Source organism: Paraprevotella xylaniphila YIT 11841, assembly GCF_900683745.1.
Taxonomy (GTDB): domain Bacteria; phylum Bacteroidota; class Bacteroidia; order Bacteroidales; family Bacteroidaceae; genus Paraprevotella; species Paraprevotella xylaniphila.
Genome location: NZ_LR215980.1, coordinates 3,789,014 through 3,809,161 on the forward strand (window position 1 = coordinate 3,789,014; position 20,148 = coordinate 3,809,161).

Here is a 20,148-nt window from a genome sequence, read left to right on the forward strand (position 1 = left end):
ATGATAAACATAAGAAAACTGGAAGCGGAACTTTGGGAATCGGCAGATATGCTGCGGAGCGGGTCGAAGTTGACATCAAACCAATATTGTATGCCAGTGTTGGGACTGATTTTTTTGCGCTATGCTTTTAGTCGTTTCAAATTGGTCGAACAGGAAATCCTTGCCAACCGTCCCATGAGAAACGGGCGGAAATTACCTGTTGAAGCAAGCGATTTCAAAGCCAAGTCCGCCATATTCCTGCCCAAAGAAGTACAATATGATTACCTGGTGAACCTGCCTGCTAATGTGGCGTCATTGCAGTTGACTGGCCTAAACGGGAACACATTGGGAAGTCTCGGTGAAGTGGTCAACAACGCAATGGAACTGATTGAGCAACAATCGGAACAGTTGCATGGGGTCTTACCAAAAAACTATACCATTTTTGCCCCTGAATTGCTTTCCGAATTACTCCGCATATTCAACAACAGTGCGCTTTCCGAAGTCGGGGGCGATATTATAGGCCGCATTTATGAGTATTTCTTGAACAAGTTTGCCAAGAATGTGGCAAGCGATGATGGTGTATTTTTCACGCCCAAGTCATTGGTCAAGATGATAGTCAACGTGCTCGAACCCAAGGAAGGCATACTGCTCGACCCGGCATGTGGCTCTGGCGGCATGTTTGTGCAAACGGGCGACTTTGTGGAACAATCGGGCATGGAAGCCAATAGCAAGATGACTTTCTACGGACAAGAAAAAGTGGAATACAACGCCCAACTCTGTCTGATGAACATGGCCGTACATGGTTTGACTGGTGTCATCAAATCGGGCGATGAAGCAAACTCTTTCTATCACGATGCCCACAACCTTGACGGTTGCTGTGATTACGTGATGGCCAACCCGCCTTTCAACGTAGATAAGGTAAATGTGGAGAATGCCATGAACGCTGGTCGCTTGCCTTTCGGTATTCCCGGTGTTGACAAGTCGGGCAAGTCGTTCAGCAATGCCAACTACCTTTGGATTTCCTATTTCTATTCCTACCTTAATGAGAATGGTCGTGCGGGCTTTGTCATGGCTTCTTCTGCCACTGATTCTTCCCGTAAAGAAAAGGACATCCGGCAGAAGATTGTGGAGACAGGCCATGTGGATGTAATGGTCAGTGTGGGCAATAACTTTTTTTACACGCTGTCTTTGCCATGTTCGCTTTGGTTTTTCAACAAAGGGAAAGCCGAGGACCTGAAAGACAAAGTGCTGTTCATTGATGCACGAAACTATTATACCGTGGTTGACCGCACACTTAACGAATGGAGCGAATGGCAGTTGCGCAATCTGGGTGCCATCGTTTGGCTTTACAGGGGAGAGACTGATAATTACAAAAGGCTGATACAAGATTATTGGAGATATTTCTCACAGATAGCCGGGAAATATGACAATATGGTTTGGCATACGGAAAATCCCACTTTTGAAGATATATTTCAAGCAGCGAAATCCACCGAAACCACTTTTGCCAACAGCCTGAAACAACACCAAGAGGCACTGAAAGCCACCAAGAAGCGCAAGGAAAAGGCGGAACTGAAAGCAGTCGTGGCAGAGTTAGAAGCGCAAGTGACCGAATTGAGGGAATCCGTGACCGTGGCGGAAGAAGCCGTATGGCTCACTTCAAAATTCGGCTATGACGGTGTTTACCAAGACATACCCGGCTTGTGCCGCATAGCGACCATCGCGCAAATAGCCGAAAAGGACTACAGCCTCACGCCGGGTGTCTATGTGGGAGTGGCGGAAACGGAAGATGACGGTGTGGATTTCACCCAGCGTATGAACGAAATACATGCAGAACTTGCCAAGCTGCAAACTGAGGCGAATCAGTTGATGGCTAAAATACAACAGAATTGGGAGGCGTTGAAATGACATTCCAAGTTGAAAAATTTACAAGTGGGGAATTGCTGCCAAAAGGTTATACCGAATGGCGTAAGGGCATCATTGAACTTATTGAAAAAGCCAAGTATCAAACCTCCTTACGGGTCAATGCCGACCTGCTCTCGTTGTATTGGCACATAGGCTGCGACATCCTTGAAAAACAGAAACGTGAAGGATGGGGAGCGCAAGTGGTCAATCAGTTATCGCGGGATTTGATGCAACGCTTCCCTGATGACAGGGGATACTCCGTACGTAATCTTAAAGAAATGAGACGATTTGCCGATTCTTATCCTGATTTTCCAATTGTGCAAGTCTCACTTGCACAATTACAAAAATATCCAATCCTAAAAACGACACTTGCAGAATTACAGAGAATACCAATTGGGCAAGTCGGACTTGCACAAATTAAGGCGGACGAGGAAATGGTTCAACTCCCGCTCACCCAAATCACATGGTATCACCATATCTCGCTGCTTTCAAAGGTAAAAGACCCTGCCGAACGCGTGTTCTACATCATGGCCACGGCATCGGAAGGTTGGACGCGCGACACCATGCTTACGCAGATAGCCAACGGATATATCCATGCCAAAGGGAAAAGCATCAACAACTTTGCCGTCACACTTCCACCCATTCAATCCGATTTGGCAAGGCAGGCATTCAAAGACCCGTATAAATTCAGCTTCTTAGGGACGGTCGCCCTGCAAAACGAACTTGACATTGAGAAAAGACTTACAGAGCGGATAACCGACTTCCTGATAGAAATGGGACGGGGATTTGCTTTCGTGGGTCGCCAATACCATATCACGGTGGACGGGGATGACTATTATATCGACCTGTTGATGTACCATCTCAAACTGCATTGTTATGTAGTTGTGGAACTGAAGGCCGTTGAGTTCATACCCGAATTTGTGAGCAAGCTGAATTTTTACATATCGGCTGTGGACGAGTATGTGAAAACACCGGACGACAAACCGACTATCGGCCTGTTGCTTTGCCGTACAAAGAGTGATACAAAAGCGCGTTTTGCACTGAGGGGCATAACGCAACCTCTCGGCATTGCCCAATACGAAACAGAAAAGCTCTTTGCGGATGTGGCATCAGCCTTGCCGCAAATTGATGAAATTGAAAAAGAATTGGAGGAGGATGAAGTATGAACGGGTTGAAGACTGTAACAATTGGATTTTTAGGTAATGTTGTAACGGGCAGCACGCCACCTAAAAAAGATAAAGACAATTATGGCGATTATGCGTTATGGATAAAACCTACAGACATAAATGAAAACGAGAAATACACTCGCTCCACAGAAGAAATGTTCTCGAAAAAATCCGCAGAGCAATGTAAGTCGAGAATTGTCCCTAAAGATTCTATTTGCGTTCCATGCATTGGGACTATAGGGACAAAACTTACTATGACTCCGTGCGATTGCTTTGTCAATCAATCTATAAATGCCATTATTCCTAATGAAGACTTTGATAACCATTATGCTTATTACCTTCTTCGCAACTTTCTCCCATCACTGAAGTTACACAACAAAGGTACAGCTTCAGGGCGTGAGTTTATTGCAAAAGCAGCCTTTGAAGAGATTGAGATTAAAGTTTTTGAAGACAAACAAATACAACAGAAAATAGGCTTGCTTCTTTCCGCTTACGACAACCTCATAGACAACTACCGTTGTCAAATCAAACTTTTGGAGGAAGCCGCACAGCGGCTTTACAAAGAATGGTTTGTGGATTTGCGTTTTCCGGGGTATGAACAAACTAAGATTGTGGATGGAGTGCCGGAGGGTTGGGAGAAAACAGATATCAATTCTATAATGACCTTCCATCGAGGCTATGATTTGACAAGAAGCAACATGCAATACGGTAAATATCCAGTGGTAGGTTCAACCTCGGTTATTGGTTATCACAATAAATACAAAATTCATGGACCAGGCATTGTAACAGGTAGGTCTGGCAGTTTGGGGAAATATCAGTTGATATGGGAAGACTTTTGGCCTCACAACACATCATTATATATAAGTGACATGAAAGAGCATCATTTTCTTTATCTTTATGGTATACTGCAAACTGTGGATTTTTCAGTTTTGAATAACGGAGGAGCGATTCCAACATTAAATCGCAATACACTATCTGCCATAAAAATGCTCAAGGCCCCAAAGCTATTACAGGAACAATATGTAGGCATTGTTGAGCCTTATTACAATATCATACGAAATGTTGAAAAAGAAATTATCCTTCTTACCGAAGCACGCGACCGCTTGCTTCCTAAGTTGATGTCGGGCGAAATAAAAGTTTAGAGCCATGAACGAGTATTCAGAAAACATATTGGTGCAAGAAAGCGCAGGCCAGTTGCTGCACGATGAATTAGGTTGGGATGTGGCAACAGCCTACAATCAGGAAGTGTTGGGTGAGAATGGTACATTCGGGCGAAAAAACTATCGTGAGGTTTTGCTGAAACGCCATGTGCGTCAGGCCTTGCGGAAACTGAATCCGTGGATGAACGACACGCAGGTGGAACAAGCTATCAGTGCGCTCGAAACACGGCTTTCGACGGCATCGCTCATACAGGTAAACGAAGAAAAGTATCGGCTGATACGCGACGGGATAGACATTGCCGTGAAAAACAGCAAGGGTGAATCCGACACGCGCAAAGCCATGCTCATTAACTTTGGTGAACCAAAAGAAAACCATTTTCTCGCCGTCAAGGAAATGAAGATACACGGCGAACTATACCGCCGCCGCACCGACATCGTGGGCTATGTCAACGGCCTGCCCCTGCTGTTCGTTGAATTGAAAAAGAACACCGTGGAGGTGGAGAATGCCTACAACGACAACTACCGCGACTATCTCGACACCATACCGCAACTGTTCTACTACAACGCCATCGTCATGCTGTCAAACGGCCTTGAAGCCAAGGTCGGCACGTTGGGCAGCCCGTGGGAGTTCTTCCACGAATGGAAACGCCTGAAAGAAGAAGACGAGGGCAGTGTGGAACTTGAAACCATGTTGCGCGGCATCTGCCGGAAAGATAACTTCATAGACCTGCTGGAGAATTTCATCCTTTACGACCACTCCGATGGCAAGACGGCAAAGATTCTTGCCCTAAACCACCAATATCTCGGCGTGAACGAGGCGGTAAAGGCATACGCGGAGCGCAAGCTCCGAAACGGCAAACTTGGTGTATTCTGGCATACGCAGGGCAGCGGAAAAAGCTACTCGATGCTGTTTCTTGCCCAAAAGATACGCCGCCGCTTCACAGGTTCGCCCACCATTGTGGTGCTGACCGACCGAGATGAATTGAACGAACAGATTAGCGGCACATTTGAAGGTTGCGGATTGCTTGGCTCCACCAAGGCCGAGAAGTACATAGCCACAAGCGGTGAGCGGTTGGTAGCCATGCTGAAAGACAATCCCGGCTTCATATTCACCTTGATACAGAAATTCAACAAGCCCGATGCAGAGCCTATCAATCCCGATTATGACATTCTTGTCATGTCGGACGAAGCCCATCGCAGCCAATACGGGTATTATGCCGAGAACATGCGCCGCTTGCTGCCTACTTGTTCGCGCATAGGTTTTACAGGCACACCTTTGTTGGCCAACGACAACATCACCGAGCGGACATTTGGTGGTTATATTTCCATTTACGACTTCAAGCGGGCTGTGGACGATGGTGCGACCGTGCCTTTGTTCTATGAGAACAGGGGGGAACAGTTGAACATACCGATGATGGATAAGGACAATGCCGAACTGAACCGACGTATAGCCGAAGCCATTGAAAAGGCAGACCTTGACCCGGCTCAAGAAGCAAAACTCGAAAAGGAATTTGCCAAAGAGATACACCTGCTTACGGCAGAAGACCGCCTTGACAAAGTGGCGAAGGATTTTGTGTACCATTACACTGGCCTTTGGACAAGCGGCAAGGCGATGTTCGTCTGCATCAACAAAGTGACCTGTGTGAGGATGTACAACTTAGCACAAAAGTATTGGTCACAAGTAATTGCCGAGACCGAAGAAAAGCGCAAGCACTCCACCCAACAAGAGGCATTGGAGATTGACCGCAAGTTGAAGTGGCTACGCGAAACGGAAATGTGCGTGGTGGTGAGCCAGGAACAGAACGAGATGCAGACATTCGGCAAGTGGGGACTGGATATAGAACTACATCGTAGGAAAATGGAAAAACGCCCACTTGATAAAGAGTTCAAACAGGCAGACTGTCCATTCCGGGTGGTGTTCGTCTGTGCCATGTGGCTGACGGGATTTGATGTGAAAACCTTGTCTTGCCTGTATCTCGACAAGCCTTTGAAAGCACACACGCTGATGCAGACCATAGCCCGGGCAAACCGAAAGGCGGAAGGAAAAAGCAATGGGTTGATTATCGACTACATAGGTGTTGTAAAGGCGTTACGCAAAGCCTTGGCAGACTATACCATGCAGAAGAATGGCACCGACGGCGGTTCACCTGCCATAGACAAGGAGGAACTGATAAGACGCATAGGAAAGAGCATAGAATTGGCGACAACGTTCCTTTCCCAATGTGGTTTTGAACTCCAAAAGTTAATGGATGCCACAGGCTTTGACAAGTTGGCTTTGGTGCGCGATGCAGCCAATGCTGTTTGTGAAACCAACGAAAGCAGAAAGACCTTCAAAACATACGCGAGCGAATTGGCCAACATGTTCAAATATGTCAACCGCGAAGAAGTGGACGACTTCACGCTGAGGAAGAAGAATGCCATAACAGTTATAAGCGGAGAACTGAACAAGAAAATCAAACATGCCGACAACACCGACTTGATGGTGGAACTCAACAAGATAGTAAACGACTATGTGCAAGTGGTGCCGGGTGATGGGAATAAACCGGCCAAACAATTTGACATCAGCAAGATTGATTTCGACTTGTTGCGCAAGGAGTTCGCCAAGACCAAGACACCAAGATTGGTATTGAATGATTTGGAAGACCTTGTCAAGCAAAGGATTGAACAAATGCTCAATAACAATCCCATGCGCATCAATTTTTATGAGAAATACACGGAAATCATAAACCGTTACAACAGTGAGCAAGACCGTGTCGGCATAGAAAAGACATTCATGGAACTGATGGCATTGTCGCAAAGCCTTGACCAAGAACAAAAACGCTATGTGCGCGAAGGTTTTGAAAGTGACGAAGAACTTTCTGTTTACGATTTGCTGTTCTCTGACAACCTTAGCAAGAAGGACATTGAAAGCATCAAGAAGGTGTCAGTCAATCTGCTCAAGAAAATCAAGGAAAAGATTGCCGAGTTTGACCATTGGACAGACAAGCAAGAAACCAAGGCGGCGATAGACAACTTGATTCGCGACACATTATGGGCGGAACTGCCGGAATGCTATGATGAAAACAGCATAACGGAGTATCGGCAGAAAATCTATGAGTATGTCTATACAAGATACAAGGAGGTAGCTTAAGTCTTATTTATATCAAGCACGGCAAAAGTTATTTCTCGCAGAAATGGGCTTTTTAAGGGGCGAAAAGGTAATGGTTTTCACGCTTGATAGGACGTAATTCTTATAGGAATAAAGCTTATAAAAAGAATGCGTTCCTTCAACAGGGAACGCATTCTTTTCTATTTATCAATCAGGGAGAAGCTTATTCGCTCCAGTCCATCTTGGTCATGCGCACGTAGCTCTGGTAACGCTTCTTGGCCATATCCTCGCAAGCGTTGAAGAGGTCGGCGGCTTCGGCCGGGTATTGCTTCATGACGGAAGCAAAGCGGACTTCGCCTTTCAGGTAATCCTGGAAAGCATCCCAGTCAGGCTCTTTGGAGTCGAGCGAGAACGGGTTCTTGCCTTCGGCTTCCAAAGCCGGGTTGAAACGCCACAAGTGCCAGTAACCGCACTTCACGGCTGCTTCTTCCTCTGCCTGCGATTTGCCCATGCCCTTCTTCAAACCGTGGTTGATACAAGGAGCGTAAGCGATGATGATGGACGGGCCGGGATAAGCCTCGGCTTCGCGGATGGCCTTCAGGCACTGTGCCTGGTCGGCTCCCATGGCAATCTGTGCCACGTACACGTAACCGTAAGTGGTGGCAATCATACCCAAGTCTTTCTTGCGTACGCGCTTACCGGAGGCGGCAAACTTGGCAATGGCACCGAGCGGGGTTGCCTTGGAAGACTGGCCACCGGTGTTGGAATATACTTCGGTATCCAATACGAGGATATTGACATCTTCACCCGAAGCGATGACGTGGTCCAGACCACCGTAGCCGATATCGTAAGAGGCACCGTCGCCACCGATAATCCACTGGCTGCGTTTTACCAAATAGTGTGCCAGTTCGGACAGTTTGGCGCAAGCCGGGCAACCGGCAGCCTTGCCTGCCTCAATCATCGGGACGAGTTTTTCGGCAGCGGCCTTGCTGGCATCTGCGTCGTCCTTGCCTTCGAGCCATTCCTGAGCGGCAGCCTTGAAGTCGGCCGGAGTCTCATCGGCAGCGATGGCACCCTTGAGCAGCTCTTCGATACGTGCACGCATCTTCTTGTTGGCCAATGCCATACCGAGGCCGAATTCGCAGAAGTCCTCGAACAAAGAGTTGGCCCATGCCGGACCTTGACCTTTGGCGTTGGTCGTATAAGGAGTAGAAGGAATGGAACCGGAGTAGATGGAAGAACAACCTGTGGCGTTGGCTACGATTTCACGGTCGCCGAACAACTGAGAAATCAATTTCACATACGGAGTTTCACCGCAACCAGAACATGCACCGGAGAACTCGAACAACGGCTGTGCGAACTGTGAGTTCTTCACGTTGCTCTTGATGTCTACCAAGTCTTGTTTGCTCTTCACGTTCTTGGCGCAATAGTTCCAGTTCGGAGCTTCATCGAGTTCTTGTTCCAACGGAACCATCGTAAGTGCCTTGCCCAATTTCGGGTTGCCCGGACATACGTCGGCACAGTTGCCACAACCCAAGCAGTCCATCACGCTCACCTGGATGCGGAAATTCATGCCTTTCATGGCTGCCGGAGCCTTCATTTCGATGACCGGAGCGTTGAAGCCCTTCATTTCCTCAGCATCAAGGACGAACGGACGGATGGCAGCGTGGGGACAAACGTATGCGCACTTGTTGCACTGGATACAGTTGTCGGGGTTCCATGTCGGAACGAAGGCTGCCACACCGCGTTTCTCGTATGCGGCCGTACCTTGCGGCCAAGTACCGTCCTCGATGCCCTTGAATGCGGAAACTTTCAGCAAGTCGCCGTCCTGTGCGTTGATAGGACGAACCACTTCGTTGATGAATGCAGGGTCGTTGTTGGCCGGAGCAGCATCGGCTTCGAGTGTGGCCCATGCCGGGTCTACGGCCAGTTCCTTGTATTCACCGCCACGGTCTACGGCAGCATAGTTCTTGTTCACCACGTCTTCACCCTTCTTGCCGTAGGACTTCACGATGAACTTCTTCATTTGTTCAACAGCGAGGTCTACCGGGATTACGCCGGTGATACGGAAGAATGCAGACTGGAGGATGGTGTTGGTACGGTTGCCCAACCCGATTTCCTGTGCAATCTTGGTGGCGTTGATGTAATATACCTTAATATTGTTCTTGGCAAAGTAAGCCTTTACCTTGTTCGGCAGGTTCTTGGCCAGTTCCTCGCCTTCCCAGATGGTGTTGAGCAAGAACGTACCGTTCTTCTTCAATCCACGGGTCACATCGTACATGTGGAGATAAGCCTGAACGTGGCAAGCCACGAAGTTAGGCGTGTTCACCAAGTAAGTGGAGCGGATGGGAGAATCTCCGAAACGCAAGTGAGAGCACGTGAAACCACCGGACTTCTTAGAGTCGTAAGAGAAGTAAGCCTGGCAGTGCTTGTTGGTGTTGTCGCCGATAATCTTCACGGAGTTCTTGTTGGCACCCACCGTACCGTCGGCACCCAAGCCGTAGAACTTGGCTTCGAACATGCCTTCGCCGCCCATGGCCACCTCTTCTTTCTGAGGAAGCGAAGTGAACGTCACGTCGTCCACGATGCCGAGGGTGAACTGGTTTTTCGGTTCCGGAAGAGCCAGATTCTCGTATACGGCCAAGATTTGTGCCGGAGTCGTGTCGTTAGACCCGAGGCCATAACGTCCGCCTACGATAACCGGGGCGTTTTCCTTGCCGTAGAAGCATTCTTTCACATCCAGATACAGCGGTTCGCCGTTGGCACCCGGTTCTTTCGTGCGGTCCAGTACGGCAATAGTCTTGGCTGTGGCCGGAACGGCAGCCAAGAAATGTTTGGCCGAGAACGGACGGTACAGGTGAACGGCTACCAAGCCCACCTTTTCGCCCTGTGCGGTCAGGTAGTCGATGGTTTCGCGGATGGCTTCGGTTACGGACCCCATGGCGATGATGACGCGTTCAGCGTCTGCGGCACCGTAGTAAGAGAACAAGCCGTACTTGCGGCCGGTGATTTCAGACACCTTGTTCATGTAGTCCTCTACGATGGCGGGAACTGCGTCGTAGTAATTATTGCAAGATTCACGGTGAGTGAAGAACGTGTCGGGGTTTTCGGCCATACCGCGTGCCACCGGATGTTCGGGCGACAAGGCACGGCTGCGGAATTCCTTCAAAGCCTCCTGGTCTACCAAGGGAGCGAGGTCGTCGTTCTCCAGCATTTCAATCTTCTGGATTTCGTGAGACGTACGGAATCCGTCGAAGAAGTTCAGGAACGGCACGCGGCTCTTGATGGTAGACAAGTGTGCCACGCCGGCCAAATTCATCACTTCCTGTACGGAACCTTCGCACAACATGGCGAAACCGGTCTGACGGCAAGACATGACGTCCTGATGGTCGCCGAAGATACACAGTGAATGAGAAGCCAAGGTACGGGCCGACACGTGGAACACGCAAGGCAGCAGTTCGCCTGCAATCTTGTACATGTTCGGAATCATCAGCAACAAACCTTGGGATGCCGTGTAAGTCGTGGTCAGCGCACCGGCCTGCAACGAACCGTGGACGGCTCCGGCGGCACCGCCTTCCGACTGCATTTCTTGTACCAACACTGTTTCGCCGAAGATGTTCTTACGGCCCTGTGCTGCCCATTCGTCCACGTATTCTGCCATGGTCGACGACGGGGTGATGGGGTAGATGGCTGCAACTTCCGAGAACATATACGAGATATGCGCTGCGGCCTGGTTACCATCACAAGTGATAAACTTTTTTTCTTTTGCCATAATAATGATTAATATTACGAGATTAAACTACAATTTCTTTATATTCAACTTAATATAGGAATCCGAACAACCATATCGGTATTTCGTTCCCGTGCCCTATTTCTATCTTATGCCGGGCATATATCGTTTCGGCGTTCCGCCGTCGTTCTTCGTTGGGGCAGATTTTGAATTTCAGGTTTTCGTCCACCAGGAACGAAGTGCCCTTTTCTCCCTTGTTCAGTTTATGGTCTTTCCACATCGTGTTTTGGAAGAAAGTCTCCAGGATGTCCTGCTCTTCCAAGCGGCACGGGTAGATGACGTACATCAAGTTGCTGTTGTGCATCATGATCCGGGCCGGTTTTTTGGGAAAGGTTTCCCCTTTCGGATAAATCATGTTGATGAGCCGCGCGTCGGCCAGATACTTGATGTAGTTCATTACCGTGGCCCGCGACGTGTGGATGTCCTCTGCCAACTGGCTGACGTTGGGAGCCACCGGGCTGTCTATCGCGAGCAAATATAGTAATTTTTTGATTTTCGCCAAATATTTCAGCTCTATTTGTTTGATGAGCAAGATGTCCACTTCGAGCATCATGTTCATGGTCTTGAGCAGGTTTTCGGAGAAATTCCGCTTTTCTAAGAAGAACGGGTAGAAACCGTGGTGCAGATAGTCTTGGAAGAACTTCAGCGGACTGGCTTTAGGCAGGATGCTGCGTACGATTTGTTCATGACGGTTCAGGATTTCGTCGAGCGTATAAGACGGGAAGTCGTTGCCCGTCTGCAAGTTGAGAAACTCGCGGAAAGAGAAACCTCTCAGGTTGTATGATTTCACCAGGCCGTTCAGTTCCGGGTTTTCCGTCTTCAGCCGCATGACGGACGAACCGGTGAATACGATTTTCAGCCCCGGCAGCGTGTCGTAGCATTTGCGCAGGTCCGTGCTCCAGTCCGGTTGTTTGAACACCTGGTCGATCAGCAATACTTTTCCCCCGCCTTCGTAGAACTCTGTGGCGAATTCGGCAATGCCCTTGCCCTGAAAATAGAAATTGTTCAGATTGATGTAGAGGCATTTCCGGTCTTCCACGTGGAAGTGTTCTTTGGCATATTGCAGGAGGAAAGTGGTCTTTCCTACTCCGCGTGTACCTTTAATGCCAATCAGACGGTCGTTCCAGTCTATCTCGTCCATGAGGGCGCGACGGACAGGAGCGTGGGTGTGCTCCACAAGGTACGCATGTGTTCTGAAAAAAGACTCCATCCTTTGGTGCTTGATACAATATGCAAAGATAGTGTAAAACCGCAAAAGTGCAAAGTCGGGTTGGCAAAATCTTTGTTTTTTCTTCATTTTCTTATTCGAAGCATGCAGATTGTCAAATTGTCAATTTCGGCCTTGTAGGAATGCGTCATTTGGGGCTGAAGGCGGGGAAGTGCGGAAATACGCGATTCTCGCACGTCGGGCGAGTGACATTTTGAACTCCCTTCGGCCTGTCGGGCTTTCAAGATGCACGGCATGCAGGCACGACGTGCGTGCGGGGGCGGGATTCGTGGAAGCATGAAACGGACTCCGTAGGGCATCCTGTCATTCGTTTTTTGCAGTCCGACGCGTCTCGTTTAGGAGAAAAACGAGCCGTATGGGCATATTTTTTTTCTGTTTTCAGGGCTTTTCTCCACTCGCATGCGGAGAAGGATGCCCCATCACGAGGACAAAAAAAATGTTTTCTCAGCCGAACGAAAAATCATTCGGCTGTGATTGAAATGCGTTTAAGCTGAAAAAAGTCTAAAAACAAGGTTGAAATGTGAATTTATGTATCTAAAAAGGGGTGAAAACAACATGGAACGTAGCCGGAACATGGAGCGTCTCATTCGGAGAAAATCCGTGGAACTTACGTTTTGTCGGTAAAAAGGGGGTATGTCCTTTCATTTGTTTATTAGGAAAGTTTCCTGTGCTTCTTATTCCGCTTGTCGGAAGGACTTTTTAAGCGGCAAACGGGTACGTCCTAAAGGGAAAGGATTTTGCCGTTTGCCGCATCTGAAATGGAGATTAGGTAATGGATTTGGTTTTTTACTGTTTGGCTTCTTCTGGAGCTCCTCCCCATCTTTGGTCCAGACGGGTGGCCTCTTCGCGGGTGATGCCGATGACGGAACCATGGCGCGGATGGAAGTCTTTGGCGAAGGTTTCCGGTTTGGAACTGAAATGGATGAGGTCCTTGCTGCGTTGGAATTCATAGCGTCCGCTGCTGTAAAGGTCGTACATCAGGATGTATTCGTCCGAATCGTTCAGTTTGAATATGCTGGAGCCTTCCACGTGCGTGCGGGTTCCGGCATACGCGTCGAGATATGCGAAATGTTCTTTCCACGGGCCGCGTAATGACGGGGCCGTGGCTTGCTGTATGCCGCTTTTCAGTTCTTTGCCGTTCCGGTCTTTGGTGTTTCCTTTATAGAAGAAATGATAGGTGCCGTCTTTATGGATGATGTCGCCGTCTATGGCACCGTATTTGGGGGCGAACATCAGTTGGGGCTCATTTTCAAATGCCGTGAAATCTTCGTTGGCGTATGCGCAATAGAAATTGAGGGCGGTGTCGTATTCGAAGCGTACGGTGAAGTAGACCAAGTATTTCCGTGCTTCGGGATCGTAAATGGTTTGGGGTGCCCACACCCATTTGATGTGGGCGAACTTCTCGGGGTAGGATTTTTCCAAGTCGACGATGCCGTGTGTCCAATCGGTCAGGTTGCCGGATTTGAGCAAGACGATGCCGGGATTGTATTCCCAACCGTTCTTTCGGGTGAACATGTCTGTGGCCGTGATATAAAAGGTATGCCCGTCTTCTCCGCGCAGGATGTGCGGGTCGCGTATGCCCCCCGTTTGGGATATTTCGTCCGATGGGATGACGGGGCGGTTCCCGTTCAGGGCTTTCCAGTGTACGGCATCCGCACTCACAGCAAATCTCAGTTGTTCTTGTGCCATCAGTTCGCCCGAACCTTCAAAGTAAGCAAACAGATAGGCGGTGTAGTCCTGCGTTTTTTGTGAAGTGCAACTTGTGAAAGACAAGATGGAGATGCAAGCTAAGATAAGAACGTTTTTTCTCATGTTTCTTTGATTGATGTTTGATATTTGACAGGGCAAAAGTAGGCTCTTTTTTCAGGAAGGACTGTTTCTCTTGTTGCATGTAATGGAAGATTGGTTTCAAAAAGGCGGATTTTGCGATAATGGGGGCGGGGAAGTGTTTGTGGGGTGAAATGTAGGGCAGATTATAGGTGGAGTGGAAGTAAAGCGTTATATTTGTCGGATAAATTTAAATGTGGAATTAAAAAACAATTCGAAAAATGAGACTTATTTCTGTATTTTTAGCATCCTTTTGGCTGCTTTCAGCCGTACGGGCGCAAGTATATGAATGGAAAGCGGAAGGAAATCCCGTGGTGCGGCATAAATATACAGCCGACCCGGCAACCCTGGTTTATAAGGATACGCTTTGGATTTTTGCGGGCGAAGATTTTGAGGGCAACCAGCAACGTACGCACATGGAGAATTGGTGCGTGTTCGCTACGACGGATTTAGAACACTATCGGGAATATCCCGTACCGTTGCGCGCGGACGAGTTCAAGTGGTCTTCGGGAATTGCATACGCTTCGCAGGTGGTGGAAAGGAACGGGAAGTTTTACTGGTATGTCAGTACCGACCATACGGGCATCGGGGTGGCTGTGTCCGACCGTCCGGAAGGCCCTTATAAAGATGCGTTGGGCAAACCCTTGTTGACCGTGGCCGATTGTTTCGCGTCTCAGAAACAGTGGGCTTGCATCGACCCGACAGTTTTGATTGACGACGACGGGCAGGCTTGGATATTCTGGGGCAACGGGGAATGCTATTATGCACGGCTGAAAGAAAACATGGTTGAAATCGAAGGGAAAATCCGTCAGGTGAATTTTGACGGGTTTGTGTTTGAAGAAGCTCCTTGGATTCACAAGCGCGGTGATAAGTATTACCTATCTTATGCCAGCGGTTTTCCCGAGCGTATCGCTTACGCCATGGCCGACGATATAGAGGGGCCTTGGGTTTATCAGGGCATTCTGAACGAATGGGCCGGGAATAGCAGCTCAAACCATCAGGCTATTCAGGAATATAAAGGCAGGTGGTACTTTTTTTATCACAACGGTGCCTTGAAGGGTGGGACATCGTGCAGCCGGAGCGTATGTGCCGATTATTTATATTATAATGCCGACGGCACGATGCGGCGCGTGCTGATGACCTCGGAGGGCGTTTTGCCGGCCGGGAAGTAAAAGTCCGGGTCTTGTTCTTCATTCTCCTCCATGACCTTGCATATATTCAATCCCGAGAACGACCTGGCGTTGGCCTGCCCCAGTCCGTATTTCATCCCCCCGGCTTCGGCACGGAAGATGGCCGACGACCTTTCGGCATTGCCCGTATGGTGGGCGCAGACGGGGGATGCCGTGTGCGTGGACTCGGTGGAGGTTGCCCGGTGTTGGGCGGAAGGAACTGGCGGGATTTGTCCGGAAGTGAGATGGATCGGGCGCGACGGCTTGCCTTCGGATGCCGACGTCGCCCCTTGGGGATGGAGCCCATTGATGGTGCAACGTCTGTTGACGGGCGGTGCGGACAGAAGCCGTTTGCCTGATGAAGCGCGTTTGGCGCGTTACCGTGAGCTGTCGAACCGCCGTCATGCCGTGGACATGTTGGCTTATTTATGCAGCCCCGATTCGGATTTGGGGCAGGAGTGGAGGGATAGGCTTTGTGGCGTTTCTTATTACTGTACCGGCGAACAGGACATCATCCGAAGGATGCGGCAATATCCCGAAACCCTATTGAAGGCGCCGTGGTCGGGCAGCGGAAAGGGCTTGCGTTTGGGGCGGGGAGGTTATGCGCCGCCGCTTTCGGGTTGGTGTCTGCGTCAGCTTCGTGAACAAGGCGGGGTAATCGTAGAGCCTGTATATGATAAGGTGTCGGATTTTGCCATGGAATTTTATGCCGACGGTACCGGAATCGTGAGGTATACGGGGCTTTCGGTTTTCCTGACCACCGCACGCGGCACGTATGCCGGGAATTGGGTGGCTTCCGAAGAGGATAAGGTGCGTTGGTTGACCGATAGGGTTCCTTTGCCTTTATGGCAGACGTTGAAAAGGGCCGTTACGCAATATTTGGCAGGTTGGTTGGGCAACGGCTACAGCGGCCACCTGGGTGTGGATATGATGTTGTGCCGTGTACCGGGGGCCGAATACCTGTGTGTGCATCCTTGTGTGGAAATCAACTTGCGCCGCACGATGGGACAAGTTTCTGTCGATTTGGCTTCTTTCCTGGCTCCCTCTTCGGAAGCGCGTTTTGTGATAGACTATGAGAAGGAAGCGGGGCGGTTGTGGTCGGAGCACTGCCGATGTGAAGAAACGCACTCGTTACGCTTGTCCGGAAGAAAGTTGCTTAGGGGATATCTGCCGTTGGCTCCGGTGTCCCCGTCCGTACATTACCGGGCGGCGTTGTGGGTGTTTCCCAAAGGAGGGAGGGACGGGGGTAAAACATGAATTTATCGTGGACAAAAAGATTTTTATTTTCGTGGGAATACGGTGAACCATTCTTTCTTCAATATTTTTATAGATAGTGTGTATATAATGACAAAATGATATGAAAACTCTTTTTTATACAATATGTTGTGTTGGGCTTTTATGGCCTTCAGGGCTGCGTGCGGCAGAGGATGATGAGAGTATGAACCGTTTTGTATCTTCCCTTTTGAAGAAGATGACGTTGGAAGAGAAGATTGGACAGTTGAGCCAGTGTGCAGGAGGTTTTGCCACGGGGCCGGATAATACACAGTTGAGCCGTACGACGGATATCAGTAGAGGTTTGTTGGGTTCCATGCTGAACGTGTCCGGTGCGGCAGAGACCCGTAAATATCAGGAAGCGGCGATGAAATCCCGTTTGAAGATTCCTTTGCTTTTCGGATTGGATGTGATACATGGTTTTCGCACCGGCTTCCCGTTGCCATTGGCTGAGGCGGCAAGTTTCGATTTGGAGGCTATCAAGATGGGGGCGCGGTGTTCCGCACGGGAGGCTGCGGCAGCCGGGCTGCATTGGACGTTTGCCCCGATGGTGGATATCAGTTGGGATGCCCGTTGGGGACGTGTCATGGAGGGGGCGGGCGAAGATCCGTATTATGGTGCCAAAGTGGCCGCTGCCCGTGTACGTGGTTTGCAAGGTGACGACTTGTCGGCCGACAGTACGATTTTGGCTTGTATCAAGCATTTTGTGGGTTACGGTGCGGCGGTGGCCGGAAAGGATTATAACAGTGTGGACATGTCTTGGGGGCATTTTGCCAATTTCTATATGCCGCCCTACAAGGCTGGTGTAGAAGCCGGAGCGGGCACGGTCATGAGTGCGTTCAATGATTTCGAGAATCGCCCGTGTACCGGTAACGAAGATTTGCTGCGTGGTCTCTTGAAAGAAAAGTGGGGTTTCCAAGGATTTGTTGTGTCCGATTGGGGTTCTGTGGGAGAGATGGTGAACCATCGTTATGCCAAGGATCAGAAGGAAGCCGCCAACAAGGCCATCACGGCAGGTTTGGATATGGAGATGGTGTCGGAATGTTATGCCCGGAACTTGGCGGATCTGGTTCGAGAAAAGAAAGTGCCGGAGGCTTTGTTGGACGATGCTGTCCGCCGTATTTTGGAACAGAAATATAAGTTGGGTTTGTTTGACGACCCTTTCCGTTATTGCAATGAAGAACGGGAGCGTACCGTCATCGGGTCGGAACGGTCGCGCCGGGAGGCACGCTATATGGCAGAGCGCTCTGTGGTGTTGCTCAAGAACGAGGGGGCAGTGTTGCCTTTGGCTTCATCGGTGAGGCGCGTGGCGTTGATTGGTGGTTTGTCAAAGTCGCAGAAAGACATGTGCGGCTCATGGACGTGTGCCGACGAGAGTAAGGTGGTAACACTTTACGAAGCCATGCAAAAGCGTGGTGTGGAAGTAGACTTTCACGAGGGCTATGATTTGGAAAGTAATGAAATTAAGGATTTAAAAGGAACGCTAAAGGCTGCCCGACGTGCTGATGTTGTTGTCGTGGCCATGGGCGAGCGTGCTTGGGAAAGTGGAGAGATGACTTCTAAAGGAAACATATCCATTCCGGAACAGCAGCAGCGGTTGGTGACGGAATTGGTAAAGGCGGGTAAGCCGGTGATTGTATTGATGATGTGCGGTCGCCCCGTGATTTTCAACGAGGTGCGTCAGCAGGCTCCGGCTATTTTGTGTACGTGGTGGTTGGGTAGCGAGGCCGGACCGGCCATTTGCAACGTGTTGTGGGGAGATTATAATCCTTCCGGTAAATTGCCGATGACCTTTCCTACGCATCAGGGACAGCTTCCTTTGTATTACCAATATAAGAGTACGGGACGTCCTTATGCGAGCAGCGGGTGGTGTGCCAAGTACATTGACATACCTTCCGAACCGGCCTTCCCTTTTGCGTTCGGCCTGTCTTATACCACTTTTGAGTATTCGGCCCTAAAGGTGCTTCCGGGCGATGGCGGGAAGGTGCACGCCCGTGTGAGAGTGGAAGTGAAGAACACTGGACGTTATGAGGGAGAGGAGGTCGTACAATTGTATGTGAGGGATGAGTCTGCCTCTATAACCCGTCCGGTCAAAGAACTGAAGGGCTTTGAGAAAATAGCCTTGAAGCCGGGAGAGGGCAAGGAGGTCGTGTTTGATATTACCGATGAGCAATTAGGCTTTTACGACAATCGGATGAATTTTGTGGTGGAGAAAGGCGACTTCACCTTCATGGTGGGAACGAACAGCAGGGACGTGGATGCTGTATCGTACACTTTATTGTGAGAGTGAAACATCAGATAATATCAGATAACAGTTGCAGATGGCATGGTAGATGCTTCCCTTTTTTATCAGGATGTGTATGGCATCGTGAAAGAGATTCCGGTCGGTCGGGTGGCAACCTATAAGCAAATTGCCGTTTTGGTCGGCTTTCCCCAACATGCCCGTTGGGTCGGTAGGGCTTTGCGTAACGTACCGGATGCGCTCGGCCTTCCCTGCCACCGGGTGGTGAATGGCTGTGGACGGCTTGTCCCGTCCTGGCCGGAACAGAAGGCATTGTTGGAAGCCGAAGGTGTGGCTTTCAGAAGAAACGGAAACGTGGATATGCGGCGTTATGCTTGGAGTCCGGATGGAGCGGCATCCGTGACCTTTTGATAAGCGATGCGCGGCGACTCGCGGGTGTAGATGATGCCGCATTCATGGAATCCGTTGGCCTTCAGTAGCTTTTGCATGATGAGGTTGTCGGCGTGGGTGTCTGCGCGTAAATTGTGGTGCTGGGCAAAACACCATGCGATGCATTGCCGGGCGACGCCTTTGGCCTTTCCGTTGGATGCCAGGCGGTGAATCACACCGTATGGCGCCTCGTTCAGCCATTTCCCTTCGATATGGGAATAGGTAGGGTCGTTTCCCACCGAAAAGCAAAATGTGGCTACCATGCCGTCCGTTTCGTTTTCGCAGACGAAGCAGTGTCCGTGGCGGATTTCCGTTTCTATGAGCTCTTCCGAAGGATAACCGTCTGTCCATTGGTGAGGGTTGCCGTTAGCCCTCATAAATTTTCGGGCGTGGTCGAATATGCCCATGATGCCGGGCATATCGGAGGATTGTGCAGGTCTGATGTTCATTTTGTGTCGGGTGTGGTGGTGTCTTGTGTCTCTTTCCTTTGTCGTGCTGTGGGCGTTTCAAAATGCGCCCCACAGTCTTTGCATACATATTCCCAATGCGTCGTGCCCGGAGGTGCGCCGGCCAGGATACTGAATATGGCGGCCATGAACGCCCTGAAACTATGAGACTTTTTCAATACGAACTTGATGTGGGGCGAATGGCAGCAGGGACAGTATTTTAATTGTTCCGGTATCATCTGGTTGCGTTCGAGCAGGGCCATGGCACGTTCATAGTCGTCTTCATACACGAAAATATCCACTCCGGAAATCGTGGGAGTGAATCCGCGCAGGATGTTGGACGTGTTTTCGTTGTGCAGGACGGAGGCGATGCCTTCGTTTTCCAACGCCCCCTGAATCAAACGGGCTTGAAAGGCTCCGTCACAGGTGATAAGTCTGACTGTTTTCATA

13 protein-coding genes are annotated in these 20,148 nt (G+C 49.7%); 8 read left to right on the plus strand and 5 right to left on the minus strand.

Going from position 1 to position 20,148, the window contains the following annotated elements:
- The 4 genes from E0E47_RS15950 to E0E47_RS15965 are packed head-to-tail and all read left to right on the plus strand — an operon-like array spanning position 1 to position 7,337.
- Positions 1-1,884 (plus strand): HsdM family class I SAM-dependent methyltransferase, encoded by a 1,884-nt coding sequence (locus E0E47_RS15950; protein WP_130894149.1) that lies wholly within the window; start codon positions 1-3, stop codon positions 1,882-1,884.
- Positions 1,881-3,047 carry a PDDEXK nuclease domain-containing protein gene (locus E0E47_RS15955; protein WP_130894150.1) on the plus strand — a complete coding sequence of 389 codons (1,167 nt, stop codon included), beginning with the start codon at positions 1,881-1,883 and terminating at the stop codon, positions 3,045-3,047. Before E0E47_RS15950 ends, E0E47_RS15955 begins: the two co-directional genes overlap by 4 nt.
- Positions 3,044-4,189, plus strand: coding sequence for a restriction endonuclease subunit S (locus E0E47_RS15960; protein ID WP_130894151.1), 1,146 nt, complete (start codon positions 3,044-3,046; stop codon positions 4,187-4,189). The genes E0E47_RS15955 and E0E47_RS15960 overlap by 4 nt, the downstream gene beginning before the upstream one ends.
- Positions 4,190-4,193: 4 nt before the next feature.
- Positions 4,194-7,337, plus strand: a complete 3,144-nt coding sequence (locus tag E0E47_RS15965) for a type I restriction endonuclease subunit R (RefSeq protein ID WP_130894152.1) — start codon at positions 4,194-4,196, stop codon at positions 7,335-7,337.
- A 181-nt stretch (positions 7,338-7,518) separates the two neighbouring features.
- Here E0E47_RS15965 and nifJ read toward each other — a convergent pair whose 3' ends face one another.
- From nifJ to E0E47_RS15985, 3 genes are all read right to left on the minus strand, one after another.
- On the minus strand, positions 7,519-11,067 hold the full coding sequence (gene nifJ / locus E0E47_RS15970; protein WP_130894153.1) for a pyruvate:ferredoxin (flavodoxin) oxidoreductase: 3,549 nt from the start codon (positions 11,065-11,067) through the stop codon (positions 7,519-7,521).
- A 49-nt stretch (positions 11,068-11,116) separates the two neighbouring features.
- Positions 11,117-12,295 carry an ATP-binding protein gene (locus E0E47_RS15975; protein WP_040602426.1) on the minus strand — a complete coding sequence of 393 codons (1,179 nt, stop codon included), beginning with the start codon at positions 12,293-12,295 and terminating at the stop codon, positions 11,117-11,119.
- Positions 12,296-13,099: 804 nt separating this feature from the next.
- Positions 13,100-14,125, minus strand: coding sequence for a glycoside hydrolase family 43 protein (locus E0E47_RS15985; RefSeq protein ID WP_232038478.1), 1,026 nt, complete (start codon positions 14,123-14,125; stop codon positions 13,100-13,102).
- Positions 14,126-14,361: 236 nt separating this feature from the next.
- Between E0E47_RS15985 and E0E47_RS15990 the strand changes: the two genes are divergently transcribed.
- The 4 genes from E0E47_RS15990 to E0E47_RS16005 all read left to right on the plus strand — a co-directional run bounded on the left by E0E47_RS15990 (position 14,362) and on the right by E0E47_RS16005 (position 19,234).
- Positions 14,362-15,312, plus strand: a complete 951-nt coding sequence (locus tag E0E47_RS15990) for a glycoside hydrolase family 43 protein (RefSeq protein WP_130894154.1) — start codon at positions 14,362-14,364, stop codon at positions 15,310-15,312.
- A gap of 30 nt (positions 15,313-15,342) precedes the next feature.
- Complete coding sequence (locus E0E47_RS15995; protein ID WP_130894155.1) at positions 15,343-16,566, plus strand: hypothetical protein; 1,224 nt, start codon at positions 15,343-15,345, stop codon at positions 16,564-16,566.
- Between the two features lie 100 nt (positions 16,567-16,666).
- Complete coding sequence (locus E0E47_RS16000) at positions 16,667-18,865, plus strand: glycoside hydrolase family 3 N-terminal domain-containing protein (protein ID WP_130894156.1); 2,199 nt, start codon at positions 16,667-16,669, stop codon at positions 18,863-18,865.
- Between the two features lie 42 nt (positions 18,866-18,907).
- Positions 18,908-19,234, plus strand: a complete 327-nt coding sequence (locus E0E47_RS16005) for an MGMT family protein (RefSeq protein WP_008624181.1) — start codon at positions 18,908-18,910, stop codon at positions 19,232-19,234.
- On the opposite strand, the gene E0E47_RS16010 is transcribed toward E0E47_RS16005, so the two are convergent.
- Positions 19,192-19,701 (minus strand): GNAT family N-acetyltransferase, encoded by a 510-nt coding sequence (locus tag E0E47_RS16010; RefSeq protein WP_008624180.1) that lies wholly within the window; start codon positions 19,699-19,701, stop codon positions 19,192-19,194. The genes E0E47_RS16005 and E0E47_RS16010 overlap by 43 nt on opposite strands.
- On the minus strand, positions 19,698-20,147 hold the full coding sequence (locus tag E0E47_RS16015; RefSeq protein ID WP_130894157.1) for a putative signal transducing protein: 450 nt from the start codon (positions 20,145-20,147) through the stop codon (positions 19,698-19,700). Before E0E47_RS16015 ends, E0E47_RS16010 begins: the two co-directional genes overlap by 4 nt.
- Between the last annotated feature and the right edge of the window lies 1 nt (position 20,148).

Coding starts and splice junctions, on each gene's coding strand:
- E0E47_RS16005 (WP_008624181.1), top strand. CDS start 18,908: ATGGTAGATGCTTCCCTTTTTTATCAGGATGTGTATGGCATCGTGAAA.
- E0E47_RS15955 (WP_130894150.1), top strand. CDS start 1,881: ATGACATTCCAAGTTGAAAAATTTACAAGTGGGGAATTGCTGCCAAAA.
- E0E47_RS16000 (WP_130894156.1), top strand. CDS start 16,667: ATGAAAACTCTTTTTTATACAATATGTTGTGTTGGGCTTTTATGGCCT.
- E0E47_RS15985 (WP_232038478.1), bottom strand. CDS start 14,125: ATGAGAAAAAACGTTCTTATCTTAGCTTGCATCTCCATCTTGTCTTTC.
- E0E47_RS15950 (WP_130894149.1), top strand. CDS start 1: ATGATAAACATAAGAAAACTGGAAGCGGAACTTTGGGAATCGGCAGAT.
- E0E47_RS15965 (WP_130894152.1), top strand. CDS start 4,194: ATGAACGAGTATTCAGAAAACATATTGGTGCAAGAAAGCGCAGGCCAG.
- nifJ (WP_130894153.1), bottom strand. CDS start 11,067: ATGGCAAAAGAAAAAAAGTTTATCACTTGTGATGGTAACCAGGCCGCA.
- E0E47_RS15990 (WP_130894154.1), top strand. CDS start 14,362: ATGAGACTTATTTCTGTATTTTTAGCATCCTTTTGGCTGCTTTCAGCC.
- E0E47_RS15960 (WP_130894151.1), top strand. CDS start 3,044: ATGAACGGGTTGAAGACTGTAACAATTGGATTTTTAGGTAATGTTGTA.
- E0E47_RS15975 (WP_040602426.1), bottom strand. CDS start 12,295: ATGGAGTCTTTTTTCAGAACACATGCGTACCTTGTGGAGCACACCCAC.
- E0E47_RS16010 (WP_008624180.1), bottom strand. CDS start 19,701: ATGAACATCAGACCTGCACAATCCTCCGATATGCCCGGCATCATGGGC.
- E0E47_RS15995 (WP_130894155.1), top strand. CDS start 15,343: ATGACCTTGCATATATTCAATCCCGAGAACGACCTGGCGTTGGCCTGC.
- E0E47_RS16015 (WP_130894157.1), bottom strand. CDS start 20,147: ATGAAAACAGTCAGACTTATCACCTGTGACGGAGCCTTTCAAGCCCGT.